Genomic DNA, 15,043 nt, shown 5'->3' with positions numbered 1-15,043 from the left:
GCGCGCAGGCTACTTCTGGCCGCAAGCCAGTTCATCGGCCACGGCTTCGTACACCGACTGGCGCACGACCGATTCAACTTCTTCTCGCAACCTGGGAACGATGGAACGCGTCTGCTCCTGGATGACCCTGGAAATGGCTTCCGCCAGCCGCTGCTCCAGCATGACATCGACACGCTGCATGACACGGTGAATGACCACCTCCTCGTAGCCATCCGGCAGAGGCGGCTGAACGGCATGCGTCACGCCCAGCGCCTGCTCAGGCAGATCCGGCAGATCCGGCAGATCGGGGGCAACCTCGGTCAACTCCGGCAGATTTGCCATGACGTGGGCCGGCAGATCGGCCGCCGAGGCGCCGAAGACGGTTTTCTCCACCGCACCATCGGCCAGTTCCGACTCCCGCGCCGTTTCCTCATCCGGCTCGTCGCCCGCTTCGGGCTCACCCGCGGGCAATTCATAGCCATCGGGCAACTCCGCAAGCTCTCGAGGCTCATCCAGGGCGGCTTCGGCGGGAAGGCTGACCTCTTCCGTGAGCGTAGGAACGAACCTGGGTGGAGCGGCTGGAGGAGTTGCGGGTGCGGATGCCATGGTCAGGCATTCTCTTTCAAAACGAGATCATGGCGAACGATCTCATATCCTCTCGCGGTGTATTGCCGCCAGCGAGTGCGCGCGGATTGACGATCCGCTTCATCGCTCGCGCTGACCACCTCCACGACTTTCTCGAACTGGTCAAACCCGGCCGGAAGCTGCGCCCCCAGATTGAGCAGCACGTCGCGCGGCGCCACGGACAGCGGATCGACAGCCAGCAGCACCGGCGATGCCCGTACGATGTCCGGATCTGCATCGGCGAGCGCGTGCGCGACGAAATCGGTGGCGCCGACAGCCCACATCCTGCGGTCCAGCACCTGCAGTTCCGCCTGCGCTCCCGTGATCACCACACGCATGCCGCGCCGCAACGCTTTGCGTGCGAAGCGGCAGGCATAGGCCAGCTTGTCGGGTGCATTGAAATGAAAAGCAACTTCCGTCATTGCAATCAGGCCCGGGCCCTTCAGGCCGTTTTCAGCGTGCCAGCGCCACCGCGAGCAGCCTTGGCACCGCTTGCGGGCTTGGCTCCGGCGGCTTTTTTCGCGGCAGCGGCGGTGGACGACCTGGCTGTCTTGCCCGTCTTCTGGGAGCCTGCCGCTTCGGCCATCAGATAGTGCACCAGCAGGCCCACGGGACGCCCGGTCGCCCCCTTCGCGGCGCCGCCCTTCCAGGCCGTACCCGCGATGTCCAGATGCGCCCAGGGCATGTCCGCCGTGAAACGCTGCAGGAACTTGGCCGCCGTGATCGCGCCGCCGGCGCGACCCGCCACATTGGCCACATCGGCAAAATTGCTGCGCAGGCCTTCGCCATATTCCTCATCCAGCGGCATACGCCAGCACAGGTCGAGCGACTCATCGCCTGCGGCCTGCAGCTTGCCGGCCAGCACATCATCGGTGGAGAACAGGCCGCTGCGCTGGTTGCCCAGCGCAACGACGCAGGCTCCCGTCAGCGTGGCGATGTCCACCACCGCGCGGGGCTTGAAGCGCTTGGCGTAGGTGATGGCATCGCACAGCACCAGACGGCCTTCGGCATCGGTATTCAGGATCTCGATGGTCTGGCCGTTCATGCTGGTCACCACATCGCCGGGCTTGATGGCCTTTCCATCGGGCATGTTCTCGCACGCGGGAATCAGGCCCACCACATTGACCGCCGGGCGCAGTTCGGCCAGCGCGCTGAACACGCCGAGCACACTGGCGGCGCCACCCATGTCGAACTTCATCTCATCCATCTCGGCTGCGGGCTTGAGCGAAATACCGCCGGTATCGAACGTGATGCCCTTGCCGACCAGCACGACCGGCGCTTCCGATTTGGCGCCGCCGCTGTACCGCAGTTCGATGAAGCGCAACTGCTCCGCCGAGCCCTGGGCGACCGCCATGAATGCGCCCATCCCCAGCCTGGCGACCTCTGCCGGCCCGTGCACCTTGCAGGTGATCCCACTGGTTGCCAGCCCCTTCGCCGCCTGCGCCAGCAGGGTGGGCGTGGCGTGGTTGGCCGGACGGTTGGCCCATTCGCGGGCAAAGACGACGCCCTTGGCAACGGCGCGGGCTGATTCGAAAGCGGGCTTCACGCGCGCCGCATCGTCCACACCGATCACCACCCGGCCCAGGGCGAGCGGCTCCGCCTTGCTCTTGGTGGCCGTGTATACATACGCCGTCTCGGCGCAGCATCTCACCGCGGCGGCAACCGCCTCAGGGCTCGCCTTGCCCGCGAAAACCAGGCAGGCTTTGCGGACTTTGGGGGATTTGAGCACATTCGCCACCGCGGCAACCGCCAAACGCACGCTGCGCGCGCTACCATCGCCACTTCCGGCAAGAATGACGCGGCGAGCCGCAATCAGCGGCGATGCGTACATCTGCAGGGTCTTTCCCGCCTTGAGTTCCAGATCACCCGACTTGAGCGCTTGGGCCAGCACCGCGGAGACCGCATCTTTTGCGGGCTTGGTTCCCTGCGGAGCCAGCACGATCAGTGCATCGCATTTCTGGGTTGAAGCGGCAGACAGGGAGAGTGTGGTCAGTTCGAAGTTCATAATCGGCGTTTTCCTTCGAGACAATGTTATTCGATTCATCCATCCGCAAGGAGCTGGCGCGCAGTTTTGGTGCAACGCTGGTGGTCCTGGTCACCATCGTGATGACCATGATGCTCATCCGTACCCTGGGGCAGGCCTCGCGCGGCAGCGTCAATCCATCCGACGTCATGCTCGTGATGGGCTATACCGTGCTCGGCCAATTGCCCACCATTTTGAGCCTTTGCCTTTTCGTTGCCATTGTGGGGGTTCTCTCGCGCATGTACCGCGACAGTGAAATGGTGATCTGGTTCGCCAGCGGCCGCGGGCTCATGAGCCTGCTGCCGCCTCTGCTGCGCTTTGCCTGGCCTGTAATGCTGGCCATCGCCACGTTGTCGCTGCTGATCTGGCCGTGGGCCAACACGCAGATCCAGGAGCTGAAGACGCAGTATGAGCAGCGCAGCGACGTGGACCGCATCGCGCCGGGACAGTTCCAGGAATCGTCCAACGGCTCGCGCGTGTTCTTCATCGACCGCGACTCGCCCGACGCCACCTCGGCCAGCAATGTGTTCATCGCCACCAACGAAGAACGCAAGGAATCCGTGACCTCCGCGGAAAGCGCAAGGCTCGAAGTGCAGGACGGCGCCCGCATCGCGCTGCTCTTCAACGGCCAGCGCCTGGAGATGCCGCTGGACAAGCCAGGCCTTCGCGTCAGCGAGTTCCGCGAATACGGCACGCGCGTGGGTGACGCCAAGGCCGGCGGCCTGGACGACGTGGCGCTCAAGACACGCAGCACGCTGGAGCTGATCGGCTCGTCCGTCCCGGCATTCCGGGGCGAACTGGGCTGGCGCATCGGCCTTGCGTTCGCGGCGCTGAACTTCGTGATACTCGGGCTGGCCGTGGCGGTCGTCAACCCGCGCGCGGGCCGCAGCAGCAGCCTCGCCTTCGCGCTGTTCGCCTTTGTCGTCTACTTCAACCTGATGACGGTAGGCCAGAGCTGGGTTGCGGCCGAGCGTATCGGCATGCTTTCCTTCATGGCGATGCTGCACGGCGGCACCTTCGTGCTGGCGCTGCTGATGCTCACCGCCAGGCACAACCAGTGGTCCATACGCGCATGGCTCACGAGCCGTCCCGCCCGCAGGAGCGCCGCATGAAAACCATACGCCGCTTCATCTACCGCGAAGTCGTGGCGGGCGTAGGCTTCGTCACGCTGGCCTTTCTGGCGCTGTTTTTCTTCTTCGACCTGGTCGACGAGCTGCGCTGGATCGGCAAGAACTACGAGCTGCATCACGCGCTGCTGTACGTGGCGCTGAGCCTGCCCCAGCATCTCTACGAACTGCTGCCCATCACCGTGCTGATCGGCACCATCTTCGTGATGGCCCGGCTGGCGCAGACGTCCGAATTCACCATCATGCGCACCAGCGGCCTGGGGCCATGGCGCGCGCTCAGCACGCTGCTGATTCTTGGCGGCGCATTCGTCGTGTTCACTTTCGTCATCGGCGACTATGTCTCCCCCGTGAGCGAGAAAGCGGCGCAGTTGGTCAAGGCGCGCCGGCTCGGCCAGATATCCACCGGCGTGACCGGCGCCTGGCTCAAGGAACGCCAGGGAGACCATAGTTTCGCGGTCAACGTGCGCGCCATCGCCACCACGGGCGAGATGCGCAACGTGCGTATCTTCGAGTTCGACGCCAAGGGCTTCGCGGCATCCACCACACAGGCGGAAACAGGAGATTTCGACAGCGGCCAGGACGCATGGATACTCCACAACGTCAAGCGCAGCATGTTCCATCGCGGCGGCGAAGGCGACATGCGGGTCGAGCGAATCCAGGAGCCTGAATTCAGCTGGCCGACCCGCATCACCTCCAGCATGGTGGCCGCCGCGGTGCTCAAGCCCGACAAGATGTCCACTCTGGAGCTGTTCCAGTACATCCGCCACCTCTCGGCCAACGGCCAGACCACGCAGCGCTACGAAATCGAGTTCTGGCGCAAGGTGTTCTATCCGCTCAGCTGCCTGGTGATGGTCGTGCTGTCGCTGCCCTTCGCCTATCTGCATTTCCGTTCGGGCGGCATCGCGGGATACGTGTTCGGAGGAGTGATGGCCGGCATCAGCTTCTTCCTGCTCAACAACGTGTTCGGCTTCGCGGGCAATTTGCAGAACTGGTCGCCCATGCTGACGGCGGCGGCGCCGGGCCTGATATACACCATGCTATCGCTGGCGGCCTTTGGCTGGCTGGTGCTCAGGCGCTAGCGCTCCATGCACAACGACCACATAGGCACGCAGCAGGCGCCTTTGCCATCATCGGGCGTCATCCTGTTCGCGCACGGCTCGCGCGATCCGCAATGGCGCGAGCCCATCGAAGCCGTGGCCCGCACTCTGGCGGCGAGCCGCGGCGATATCGCCGTGTCCTGCGCCTACCTGGAGCTTTGCGAGCCCACCCTGCCCGATGTGGTGGCGCGCTGGGCGCAAGCGGGCATTCTGCGCATCGGCATCACCCCCATGTTCCTGGGCGCGGGCCGCCACGCGCGCGAGGACTTGCCGCGCATGGTGGAGCAATTGCGCCGGCAGTTCCCGGCACTTGATCTACGCCTGTCTCCCCCCATCGGAGAAGATCAGCGCATGACGGCATTGATGGCCGGGATTGCCGCCGATTCGCTGGGAGCGGCTCCCGCATGAGGCCGCTGGCCATGGCAGGACCGACACGGGATCAATACACGTCGCGGCGATAGCGGCCCGACTGCATCAGCGCATGCAGTTGCGCTTCGCCAAGCACCTGTCTGAGCGCCTGATGCACGCCCTCTCCCATCCCCTGCCGGCTGCCGCACACGAAGATGGCGGCATCGCGCGCGACCCATTCGCGGATCGTCGCGGCCCGCTCAAGCACCAGATCCTGCACATACGTGCGCCCCGATTCAGCACGCGACCATGCGCGATCCAGAAGCGCTAGATCGCCGCTTCGCAGCCATTGCTGCAATGTGGCATCCATGAGCGCATCATGCTTCGGACTGCGCTCACCGAAGATGAGCCACTGCTCACGCTGATTCAGCGCCGCCCGCGCACGAATATGGCTCAGCAAGCCCGCAAGGCCCGAGCCGTTGCCGATCAGGATCAGCGGCCGCTTCGCGTTGTCGCCCAGGCGGAAGCTGCTGTGCTGGCGTATCGACATCGCCAGCGCCTGCCCTTCCTTCATGCCGCTGCACAGCCAGTTCGATGCAACGCCCGGCGTGCCATCCGCGCGCACGCTCTGGCGCACCAGCATGCGCAGGCAGCCGTCCTCCATGATCGAGGCGATCGAGTAATCGCGTGGGTGCTCGGGGTCCGCGGGAACACGCACGGACACCAGGTCACCGGATTCCCAATGCGGCAGCTCTTCACCCACCGCGGCAATCCAGTCCAATTGGAAAAGAGGCCCGCCCTCGCTACCGGGATTGAGCAGCGTGCGCTTCTTGAGAACCAGTTGGCTGTCCGCCGGAGGCAGCAGCCATTCTTCGTCGAACACCGAAGGCGGCTGAGAGTCGTCATCAGCCAGCCATTCCTGCTTGAACACGTTGATGCGAGACTGCCAGGCACGCAATGCGGCGCGGTCCATGTTGTCCACGCAGATCAGCTCGCTGCGCGCGCCCTGCGCGCCAAGCCATGCATGAACCTGCTCGCCGAACAGGCAGAACTGCTGGTATTCCTTGTCGCCCAGCGCCAGCACCAGCGCCTGGTGGCATTTCAGGTCAAGCGTTTGCGGCAGCAGTTCCCGCACGAAATGCAGGGCGTGATCAGGCGCATCGCCCTCGCCCGTCGTCGAGGCAATCCAAAAGCTGTACTCGTGCTTTTCCAACTGCCCCGCCGTGACGGCCTCCAGCGGCAACAGGGTCACATGCACTTCGCTGTCGCGCAACATGCGGGCAGCCTCGCGCGCGAGTCCTTCCGCCTGGCCGGTCTGACTGGCATAGCACACCAGCACCGCAGGCCCTTTCGAGCGGCCCGTCGCCTCCTGGTTATCGAGCAACAGGTCCAGGCGCTTGCGCCGCACGGACCATGCCACCGACGCGCAAAGCGCCGCGTAGCCGACAAGAACAGCCGCCGCACCGGCCAGGCGCTGCGGAGATACAACCCAATCAAGACTCATGTTGCGAAGCGTGCCTTCCACGCGGGCGAGAGCAACGCGCCAGCACAGGACTGGCCCAGGCCGCCACATGCGTGGTCCTGAAGCGGCGGATGCTCGCGGAATACCGCTGCAATGTCATTCGAGCGGGCAAATTCCATGCCCTCCTTCGCGCCCATTACCGTCAACACGGTGGCCAGCGCATCGGCGTGCATGCATTCATCATGGTGCACGGTCACGCTTGCCAGTCCATGCTCTATCGGCGAGCCGGTGCGCGGATCGATGGTGTGCGAATAGCGCTTTCCATCCGAGAAAAAATGATGCCAATAATCGCCCGACGTGGCCAACGCTCCATCACGCAAGGCAACCGCCATCGGCGCATCCACGCCGCCGCTGCCCAATTGGATCCGCCACGGCCGCCCATCCGGCCTTTCGCCCCAACCGCGCAACTCCCCTCCAATTTCGAACAGGCCGCTCGCCCAGCCTTCCTGCCGCAGGCGCTGGACCACCCAATCCACGGCAAAGCCTTTGGCAATGCCGCACAGATCGAGCTGCAGGCTGCCAGGCTGCTCCAGCCAGGGCTGGCCTGGCCGCCATGGAAGCTGTCCATAACCCGATTGGCCGAGCAGGCAGAGCACTGCATCATCTGGTGGCCGATCCCCGGTATGAGGAGTCAAGGGCTGCGCTCTCGGGCCAAATCCCCACAGCGAAACCAGCGCGCCCATCGTCGGGTCCAGCGCTCCGCCCGAGCGCTCCGCCCAGTGCATTGCCGCACCGAGCACGGCGGCAAATTCGGCTGGCAGAGCGGTCCGGCTGCCGGGGCTCGATGCATTGAAGCGCGAGATGACGGAGCCGGGCTCCCAATTGCTCATCTGCGCAATCACCTCATCCAGCACCGCTTGAACCAACGCGTGGACCGGCTCCAGGGTCTGGAACCCGGCGTTGACGACACTCAGCGACCAGTTCGTCCCCATGGTCTCGCCAGCCAGCTTGTGAATGCGGCCGTCCTGCTGATGCTGCATGGACGGCGCGCGCCAGCGGGCGGCTGAAAAATCCGCCTTGCCAGCCGCATCCGCGCGCGCATCGGACATTGCCGCTTTCGGCGCCCGCCAGACACTGTCCGCATAGCGCACGGAAGGGGTTGCGGCGGATTCAGTCACCTCAGGGCAGCACTTCCAGGGTGGCGACGTAGCCCAGATGGCGTTCCTTGGCCTGCGGCACGGTGGTCTTGGCGTCCTTCGCATCGGCGCTCAGCCAGAACAGGCCCGCACGCGGGAACTTCACCTTGACGACGCCATTGGCGTCGGCCTTCAGCTTGAGCGCATTCACACCATCGCGGTAACGGATGCCGTCCGCGACGAGTTCCATCTCCACACCCGCGGCCGGCTTGCCGTCGATGAGGAATTCGAAGGTGGCTTCTTCATCGCTCACCAGGTCGTTGGGATGCGTCACTGGCTTCATCTCCAATCCCTTGCCGGTAGTGGTGATGGGGCTTGGCTTGCCCACGGAGATGAAGGTCTCCATGCGGCGCACGTTCTCGGTGATGCGCACGTCCGTGGCATCGGCGGGAATCTGGCTGGCGATTTCCGCAGCACTGCCGCGCAGGCGCTTGGGCTGGCCATTGGCGTCCTTGTAGCCGCCCATCACGCCATTCATCAGCATGGTCACGCGATAGGTGCCCGGCTTCTCGGGCTTGAAGTCGAACACGCTGCGCAGTTCACCCTTGTGCGCGTTCTTCATCTCGACAGCTGCTCCATCGGGGCCCGTCACCGTCACGTTGTCCAGCGACAGCGGACGATGATTGAAGAAGAACACATCGTTGGAGACGGCGGCGTCCACTGTCACCCAGTCGGACTTGGAGAGCACCGTGCTCGACGGTTTGAACCACAGGTCGTGGGCCTGCGCGGACATGGCGGCCAGCGCCAGCGTCGCGGCCAGAATCGTGTGCTTCCTGAGCATCATATGAAAGGTCCTTTCAGACGAGTTGGTATTTTGTATCTGGTGGGAGCGCGCGCATTCGGCTCCCTGGAATTCAGGGCTTGATGTCGAGCTTGATCTGGCCGAGTTCGCTGCCGCCCTTGGCGGACAGGCTCGTGGCTTCCTTCACCGGCCACTCGAACGGGATCGAGACCAACTCGCGCCCACCCACTTCACGCGCGGCCTCGACCATGAGCTTGTATTGGCCGGGAGCGAGCTTGGGCATGGGATTCTTGCCTTCGGTAAACGACAGCGCATGCGCGCCCGCCGGCTTGGTCGGCTGCGTCACGCCGTCGATCGGGAACGTCAGCTCACGGCCCGTGCGGCGCCACCACTGGCGCATGTCCTTGAGCCACTTCGTGCCCTCGGCGTCGCGCATCTTCGCGTCATACCAGACCGACAGATTGGCCACCACGCCGCCATCGGCCTTCTCGAGCCACACCGCCACATAGGGCTTGTGATACTCGGCCACCTGGAGCTGCGGAATACCGACGTTCACATCAAGGCTGCCAGCCACGGCCGGCAGGCCGATCACTGCGCCGAGCGCCGCGGAATATTTCAGAATCCTTTTTGCCATTTCACTTCCTTCAAAAATCCGTACAACCGCCATCGCCCGCCACCAGCCGAAGCGTCAGTGGATCAACAGCAGCGCAAGCAGCGCGGGAATCACCAGGCCCAGGCCGACCATGGGCCAGGTCAACGGCCGGCGCTCGGAGTGCATCTTCAGGATCAGCAGGCCCGTGATGCAGAACACCAGGCAGCCGATTGCGAAGATGTCGATGAACAGGCTCCAGGCGCCTCCGGTGTTGCGGCCCTTGTGCAGGTCGTTGAGGTAGGAAATCCAGCCGCGATCGGTGGTTTCATATTCGATGGCGCCTTCCTTCAGGTCGACGCGCAGCCAGGCGTCTCCTCCCGGGCGCGGCATGGGGACATAAGCCTCGTCATCGCTCCACTCCACGGCCCGCGCGCCCACGTCCACCTTCAGTTCGCGCTGGATGAAATCCCGCACATCCATTGGAAGCGCAACGGCAGCCGCCGATTTGTCCTGCTGCGCCGACCGCGCTTGCGCCGACTGCAGTTGCCCGAGCAGTTCCGCCGGCAACTGCCCATCACGCGACTCGACACGCGGCTTGGATTCAATCTGCCCCGCATGATTGAGCGTGAAGCCCGTGACCGCAAACAGCAGCATTCCGATCAGGCAGATTGCGGAGCTGATCCAATGCCACTCATGCAGTTTCTTGAGCCAGTAAGCCCGCTGAGAAGCACCAGAAGTTACCGCCTTCATTGAAAACCTTGTTAGAAATATGCCGCCGCACGGCTCCACCAGACAGCCGCCGCGGCAGCCAGCATTCTAGTGCGGGAGCGGGTCTAAATGAATATCACTTTCATTTGAGATCTGCAACTTTACCAAGCCGATACCATTTCGATCGATGCCGCGCCATCGCAACCCGTGTGATGACGAGCAATCTGCGCATCGACCCGCATACCTGCAGCCCGGGCCGAATCCGGCCATGTGGTGGGGACTTTGGCCTTTGCGCTGCATCGCATGGAAATCTGCGGCCTTATACATATCCATATTAAGAAGAATGAAGCATAATAAAAGAAATCCTTAGCTGCATTCAGTTATGAACCTGCATCAATTCCGCTTCGTCCAGGAAGCCGCACGCCGCAATCTCAACCTCACGGAGGCCGCCAAGGCCCTGCATACGTCGCAGCCCGGCGTATCCAAGGCCATCATCGAGCTGGAGGACGAACTGGGGGTGGACATCTTCGCTCGCCATGGCAAGCGGCTCAAAAGAGTGACCGAGCCGGGCCAGCACGTGCTCAAAAGTATCGAGCTGATCATGCGCGAGGTCAGCAATCTCAAGCGGATCGGCGAGCAATACAGCGCGCAGGACAGCGGCACGCTCTCCATCGCGACGACCCACACGCAGGCGCGCTACGTCCTGCCGCTGCCCGTGGCCAAGCTGCGCGAGTCTTACCCCAAGGTGAACATCAGCCTGCACCAGGCCACGCCGCACGAAGTGGCGCGCATGGTGATCGACGAAGTCGCGGAAATCGGCATGGCGACGGAATCACTGGCCGACTACCCCGATCTCGTCACCCTGCCCTGCTATGAATGGCAACACGTGCTCGTCATGCCAGCCAGCCACCCGCTCGCCCAGCGCGAGCGCATAGGCCTGGAAGACATCGCACACGAGCCGCTGATCACCTATCACCCCTCTTTCACGGGCCGCGGCAAGATCGATCAGGCGTTCCAGACGCGCAAGCTGCAGCCGCGCATCGTTCTCGAAGCCATCGACTCCGATGTGATCAAGACCTATGTGCGACTGGGTATGGGCATAGGCATCGTGGCCGAGATGGCCATGCGCGACGACCCCATCGGCGATCTGGTCGTGCGCCCCATGGGGCATCTCTTCGGCCAGAACGTTGCCCGCGTCGCATTCAAGCGCGGCGCGTATCTGCGCAACTTCATCTACAAGTTCGCCGAACTGCTCAGCGACCGCCTGAGCCGCGACCTGGTGATGCGCGCCATGGTCGGCAATGTGAACGACTACGATCTTTGAAAAAGCAGACTTCCGGCCTATCCGTCGATCCGGGACTCAAGCGGAAACCGCCGTGAAAGCCCGGCGTCGATATGATCCATGCCAAGGTTTCATCGCACTCGCATTTCAGAAATGACAACAGACAGCGCTCCACGCACACCCCATTTCCCAAGCCGCCTGCCCAATGTCGGCACAACCATCTTTACCGTCATGTCCGCACTGGCGCTGGAGCACAAGGCGGTCAACCTCGGACAAGGCTTCCCGGACTTCGCCTGCGACGAGAAGCTGGTGGATGCGGTCGACCACGCCATGCGCGCCGGCCACAACCAATACCCGCCCATGGCTGGCGTGCAGGTGCTGCGCGAAGCCATGTCGCAAAAATACGAAGCGCTGCATGGCCGCAAGTACGACGCCAATACCGAGATCACCGTCACCGCAGGCGCGACCCAGGCCATCCTGACGGCAGTGCTCGCCTGCGTGCAGCCGGGTGACGAGGCCATCGTGCTCGAGCCTTGCTACGACAGCTACGTACCCAACATCGAAACCGCTGGCGGCAAGGTCGTGCGCGTTCCGCTGACTCCAGGCAGCTTCCGCCCGGACTTCGACAGGATTGCCGCTGCCATCACGCCCCGCACGCGCCTCATCATCATCAACTCGCCGCACAATCCGAGCGGCACCATCTGGACTGACGCGGAAATGCGCCGGCTCGAAGAGCTGCTGGCGCCCACCGATATATTGCTGATCAGCGACGAAGTCTATGAGCACATGGTGTTCGACGGCCAGCAGCACCAAAGTGCCGCACGCTTTCCAGGCCTGGCCGCGCGCGCCTTCATCGTCTCCAGTTTCGGCAAGACCTACCACGTCACCGGCTGGAAGATCGGCACCGTGGCCGCTCCCGCGCCCCTCACGGCTGAATTCCGCAAAGTCCACCAGTTCAACGTGTTCACGGTGAACACGCCGATGCAGCACGGCATTGCCGAATACATGAAGGATCCCGCCCCCTATACGCAACTATCGGCCTTCTATCAGGCCAAGCGCGACTTGTTCCGAGAAGGGCTGAAGGCGACCCGATTCAAACTGCTGCCCAGCCAGGGCAGCTACTTCCAGTGCGTGGACATCTCCGAAGTCAGCGATCTGAATGAGGCAGACTTCTGCCAATGGCTGACCCGCGACATCGGCGTCGCGGCGATTCCGCTGTCGGCGTTCTACGTCGACAAATTCGATCAGCGCGTTGTGCGCTTTTGCTTTGCGAAAAAAGACGACACATTGCGCGAGGCCCTGCGCCGCCTGAGCAGACTCTGAAGCTGCCCGCACCGACAAGGTGACAAATAGGAAAACCGCGCCAGGCGCGGTTTTTTCTTCACTGGAGTACCACTGCGGACAAGTGTCTCAAAACAGGTTCGTATGCATGCAGAACTCCATCAGCAACTGATCGGTAGAGATATCCAGCTTGCGCATGACCGAGCGCTTCTGCGAACTCACCGTCTTGATGCTGCGATTCAGGTCGGATGCGATTCTCTTGAGTGGCAGTCCACGTGAGAAATGGCGCAGCACCTCCAGCTCCCGCGGAGAAATGGAGTGCATATTCTTCGTGAATATTCGCAAATCCTCACGATTTATATTCGGTGGATAGTAGGTTTTTTTGTCCACCACATGATGCATAGCTATCAGCATCTGCGAAAGATCGTGACTCTTGAGAACGACAGCCGACACACCATAATCGTACAGCGAGAAGATCAACGAGGGGTTCACCGACTCGGAGAACACTACAAACTGCTTGCCGCTGAAGTTCCGGATCAGGTACTTCACGTACCTGACTCCATCGCCATACATGGAATCATCCGGCATCGTGAAATCCGTGATGACGATATCCACCTCGGGCCCCTCCCGCAGATATCGGATCAGCTCCGTCGGGCTCTTCAAGCTCGCCACCAGTGAAAAGCGAGGGTCCTGCTGAATCAGATCAGTCAGGGCATACAACACTGTTGGATGGTCATCAACGATCGCCACACGCACTTTATTCATACCGCCTGCCATTGAAATAAACTTGCCATCTCAACGACAACGGGAACTCATCAATCGTTACACCCTAATGTCGCTGAACGTAACGAAGAATACATTTCAATTTCCCAACATTCCAAGACCTTAAAGTCATGGACTTATTGAAATTGACATAAATTTACCTATTTTTGTTTATTTAAAATAATCAATTCATCGATTGTCATTAATTCTTACATAAACAACTGAGTACTCTACTTCTGAAAAAACCTCCCTCGAAGTGCTCATCTCCCGTGATTCAACGCTTTTTTTGCTTCGATCGCACTCGCAATCAAATAGCAGAGACAGAGATTTTTAGGAACAAAGACGCATGCATCGCCTGGCTAGCATTGCGCCATCTCTCCCCAAAAAACGAATACCTTCACCTTTACCGAAATAGATCGTACACAAGCAATAAAAGTAATTACCGATGATTCACAACACATATCACAATCAGATATACATTTTTCGAATCAAATAATTATCTCCATGAAAAAATATAAACAACCTTCAACATCGCCATTGCAAGCGAGTAAGTGATTGAAATTATTATTTTTTGATAGAAATATCAAACAATGTTCCAAGCCGAATAGCCCCCACCATCATGAAGTGCCGACAACTGCTGCTCAAGCAGCCCCAACAGCTTGCCGAGCCTATGCGTCATTCAGGAATTTTTGAGCCTGCGCGCGCACCCCGTCCACAATGGGGCTCCAGATGCGATCCGGAAAGCCTGCTGGCAGCCGTGTCTGCACATCGGTAAGCGCCGCATCCACCTGCTCCACCAGTCCCGCCATCGCGTCCCAGACCTGAGGTCCTCCGTTCTTCATGGCGAGTGCCTGCCAATGGCGGGCCCTGATGCTGAAGATATCGTAGCGCGCGTTCTTCGAACGCAGCGCCATGGCAAGATTCACATCACGCAGATGAAGCTGACCACGGCCACGGCCCACGTACGGCCAGACGGAGAGCACGTCATACAGAGGCGTCATCTCATAAGCGTTGCCCTGACGCAGAAAGATCGAATAGTTCTTCGCATGTCCATCGGGCACCGCCATGAGCCAGAACGCCAATTGGGCAAGCTGAAAGGCCATGCGATCCGTCGCCGCATCCATGCTGCCCGCAAGCAGGTCCAGGCAGTTGGCGACGCAAGGGCCGCCCTCCTCCTCATATTTGAACCGTGGGGACCGGCCCAGGGCCTGACAGAAATCCTCCTGGGGAAGCCTGGCAATCCATCGCCCCTCGTCCATCCACTCGCGGTCGAAGCGTTCGACGATCAATACACGCAGGTCCTCGAAGCTGGCCATCCTGGTGCGAGCCGTGGGCAGGCCAAGAGCATCGATGATCTGGGCACACAGCCACTCGTTCTCGACCGAATCAAACATATCTATGCGGCTCACATTGGCGATCACGCCCAGTGGCAGCTTGAAGATATGGGTGCTGGGTGTTGCGCCCTCGGGGCGGCACCACTGGCCATCGACCCGGGTGAAGGCCGTCTTTTCCTGAGCGCCAGCCAGTGATATGCGAAACGTTGCTCCGCGGCCCGAAACAGATTCGCCAGCACGCCAGCGCGGATCCGCAGGGACTGCACGAAGCGCATCGACAATCTGCGCCTCGGACAACGGCTCGCACTCCACACGATCCCAGCCCACGGACTCCATGCCTTCAGGCAGCAATTGCACGGCGCCAACGCAGTCGCAGCCAATGGCCTCCAACAGCGAAAAGGCATCCAGCGCCTTGGTACGAAAGCGCTGCCCAATACGCGCACGTATGGGCTCGTTGTCAGGCAGAAGATTATCAAAGTAGTTGGC

Annotated in this window: 15 protein-coding genes; 5 read left to right on the top strand and 10 right to left on the bottom strand. The window is 61.7% G+C overall.

Going from position 1 to position 15,043, the window contains the following annotated elements:
• Window positions 1-9: 9 nt before the first annotated feature.
• From ABWP92_RS12575 to ABWP92_RS12565, 3 genes are read right to left on the bottom strand one after another with little or no spacing between them, the layout of a single operon-like run.
• Window positions 10-585, bottom strand: coding sequence for a hypothetical protein (locus ABWP92_RS12575; RefSeq protein WP_353235727.1), 576 nt, complete (start codon window positions 583-585; stop codon window positions 10-12).
• A 2-nt stretch (window positions 586-587) separates the two neighbouring features.
• Window positions 588-1,025, bottom strand: a complete 438-nt coding sequence (locus ABWP92_RS12570; RefSeq protein WP_353235726.1) for a DNA polymerase III subunit chi — start codon at window positions 1,023-1,025, stop codon at window positions 588-590.
• Window positions 1,026-1,045: 20 nt separating this feature from the next.
• Entirely contained in the window at window positions 1,046-2,608 is a 1,563-nt protein-coding gene (locus ABWP92_RS12565) for a leucyl aminopeptidase (RefSeq protein WP_353235725.1), read from the bottom strand.
• Between the two features lie 23 nt (window positions 2,609-2,631).
• On the opposite strand from ABWP92_RS12565, the gene lptF reads away from it, so the two are divergent.
• Genes lptF through ABWP92_RS12550 form a run of 3 tightly spaced genes read left to right on the top strand, consistent with a single transcriptional unit; the run spans window position 2,632 to window position 5,258 of the window.
• Window positions 2,632-3,738: an LPS export ABC transporter permease LptF gene (lptF, locus tag ABWP92_RS12560; protein WP_353235724.1), complete on the top strand. Its 1,107-nt coding sequence runs from the start codon at window positions 2,632-2,634 to the stop codon at window positions 3,736-3,738.
• Window positions 3,735-4,832 (top strand): LPS export ABC transporter permease LptG, encoded by a 1,098-nt coding sequence (gene lptG, locus ABWP92_RS12555; protein ID WP_353235723.1) that lies wholly within the window; start codon window positions 3,735-3,737, stop codon window positions 4,830-4,832. Before lptF ends, lptG begins: the two co-directional genes overlap by 4 nt.
• 6 nt (window positions 4,833-4,838) lie before the next feature.
• Complete coding sequence (locus ABWP92_RS12550; protein ID WP_353235722.1) at window positions 4,839-5,258, top strand: sirohydrochlorin chelatase; 420 nt, start codon at window positions 4,839-4,841, stop codon at window positions 5,256-5,258.
• Between the two features lie 31 nt (window positions 5,259-5,289).
• Here the strand turns inward: ABWP92_RS12550 and ABWP92_RS12545 are convergent, their stop codons facing one another.
• The 5 genes from ABWP92_RS12545 to ABWP92_RS12525 form a co-directional block, all read right to left on the bottom strand.
• Window positions 5,290-6,702 carry a sulfite reductase subunit alpha gene (locus ABWP92_RS12545; RefSeq protein ID WP_353235721.1) on the bottom strand — a complete coding sequence of 471 codons (1,413 nt, stop codon included), beginning with the start codon at window positions 6,700-6,702 and terminating at the stop codon, window positions 5,290-5,292.
• Window positions 6,699-7,769 (bottom strand): FAD:protein FMN transferase, encoded by a 1,071-nt coding sequence (locus tag ABWP92_RS12540; protein ID WP_353235720.1) that lies wholly within the window; start codon window positions 7,767-7,769, stop codon window positions 6,699-6,701. The genes ABWP92_RS12545 and ABWP92_RS12540 overlap by 4 nt, the downstream gene beginning before the upstream one ends.
• A 70-nt stretch (window positions 7,770-7,839) precedes the next feature.
• Window positions 7,840-8,640 (bottom strand): DUF4198 domain-containing protein, encoded by an 801-nt coding sequence (locus ABWP92_RS12535; protein WP_353235719.1) that lies wholly within the window; start codon window positions 8,638-8,640, stop codon window positions 7,840-7,842.
• 70 nt (window positions 8,641-8,710) lie between these two features.
• Window positions 8,711-9,232, bottom strand: coding sequence for a DUF2271 domain-containing protein (locus ABWP92_RS12530; protein WP_353235718.1), 522 nt, complete (start codon window positions 9,230-9,232; stop codon window positions 8,711-8,713).
• Window positions 9,233-9,286: 54 nt separating this feature from the next.
• The gene (locus ABWP92_RS12525; protein ID WP_502907523.1) at window positions 9,287-9,940 is read right to left on the bottom strand and encodes a PepSY-associated TM helix domain-containing protein; all 654 of its coding nucleotides are present in this window, start codon (window positions 9,938-9,940) and stop codon (window positions 9,287-9,289) included.
• Between the two features lie 340 nt (window positions 9,941-10,280).
• Here ABWP92_RS12525 and ABWP92_RS12520 point away from each other — a divergent pair, with 340 nt between their 5' ends.
• Both ABWP92_RS12520 and ABWP92_RS12515 read left to right on the top strand, forming a co-directional pair.
• Entirely contained in the window at window positions 10,281-11,222 is a 942-nt protein-coding gene (locus ABWP92_RS12520; protein ID WP_353235717.1) for a CysB family HTH-type transcriptional regulator, read from the top strand.
• Window positions 11,223-11,333: 111 nt separating this feature from the next.
• On the top strand, window positions 11,334-12,503 hold the full coding sequence (locus ABWP92_RS12515) for a pyridoxal phosphate-dependent aminotransferase (protein WP_353235716.1): 1,170 nt from the start codon (window positions 11,334-11,336) through the stop codon (window positions 12,501-12,503).
• 87 nt (window positions 12,504-12,590) lie between these two features.
• Here ABWP92_RS12515 and ABWP92_RS12510 read toward each other — a convergent pair whose 3' ends face one another.
• The gene (locus ABWP92_RS12510; RefSeq protein WP_353235715.1) at window positions 12,591-13,226 is read right to left on the bottom strand and encodes a response regulator; all 636 of its coding nucleotides are present in this window, start codon (window positions 13,224-13,226) and stop codon (window positions 12,591-12,593) included.
• Between the two features lie 665 nt (window positions 13,227-13,891).
• Window positions 13,892-15,043, bottom strand: a 1,152-nt coding sequence (locus tag ABWP92_RS12505; protein ID WP_353235714.1) for a HipA domain-containing protein, incomplete at its 5' end; no start/stop codon positions are given.

It is taken from the genome of Diaphorobacter ruginosibacter (assembly GCF_040396215.1).
Taxonomy (GTDB): domain Bacteria; phylum Pseudomonadota; class Gammaproteobacteria; order Burkholderiales; family Burkholderiaceae_C; genus Diaphorobacter_A; species Diaphorobacter_A ruginosibacter_A.
The sequence above is the reverse complement of the archived record's forward strand: the minus strand, read 5'-3'. Positions and strand labels throughout refer to the sequence as shown.

Coding starts and splice junctions, on each gene's coding strand:
- ABWP92_RS12515 (WP_353235716.1), top strand. CDS start 11,334: ATGACAACAGACAGCGCTCCACGCACACCCCATTTCCCAAGCCGCCTG.
- ABWP92_RS12565 (WP_353235725.1), bottom strand. CDS start 2,608: ATGAACTTCGAACTGACCACACTCTCCCTGTCTGCCGCTTCAACCCAG.
- ABWP92_RS12535 (WP_353235719.1), bottom strand. CDS start 8,640: ATGATGCTCAGGAAGCACACGATTCTGGCCGCGACGCTGGCGCTGGCC.
- ABWP92_RS12570 (WP_353235726.1), bottom strand. CDS start 1,025: ATGACGGAAGTTGCTTTTCATTTCAATGCACCCGACAAGCTGGCCTAT.
- ABWP92_RS12525 (WP_502907523.1), bottom strand. CDS start 9,940: ATGAAGGCGGTAACTTCTGGTGCTTCTCAGCGGGCTTACTGGCTCAAG.
- lptG (WP_353235723.1), top strand. CDS start 3,735: ATGAAAACCATACGCCGCTTCATCTACCGCGAAGTCGTGGCGGGCGTA.
- ABWP92_RS12520 (WP_353235717.1), top strand. CDS start 10,281: ATGAACCTGCATCAATTCCGCTTCGTCCAGGAAGCCGCACGCCGCAAT.
- ABWP92_RS12550 (WP_353235722.1), top strand. CDS start 4,839: ATGCACAACGACCACATAGGCACGCAGCAGGCGCCTTTGCCATCATCG.
- ABWP92_RS12545 (WP_353235721.1), bottom strand. CDS start 6,702: ATGAGTCTTGATTGGGTTGTATCTCCGCAGCGCCTGGCCGGTGCGGCG.
- ABWP92_RS12540 (WP_353235720.1), bottom strand. CDS start 7,769: ATGTCCGATGCGCGCGCGGATGCGGCTGGCAAGGCGGATTTTTCAGCC.
- lptF (WP_353235724.1), top strand. CDS start 2,632: ATGTTATTCGATTCATCCATCCGCAAGGAGCTGGCGCGCAGTTTTGGT.
- ABWP92_RS12530 (WP_353235718.1), bottom strand. CDS start 9,232: ATGGCAAAAAGGATTCTGAAATATTCCGCGGCGCTCGGCGCAGTGATC.
- ABWP92_RS12510 (WP_353235715.1), bottom strand. CDS start 13,226: ATGAATAAAGTGCGTGTGGCGATCGTTGATGACCATCCAACAGTGTTG.
- ABWP92_RS12575 (WP_353235727.1), bottom strand. CDS start 585: ATGGCATCCGCACCCGCAACTCCTCCAGCCGCTCCACCCAGGTTCGTT.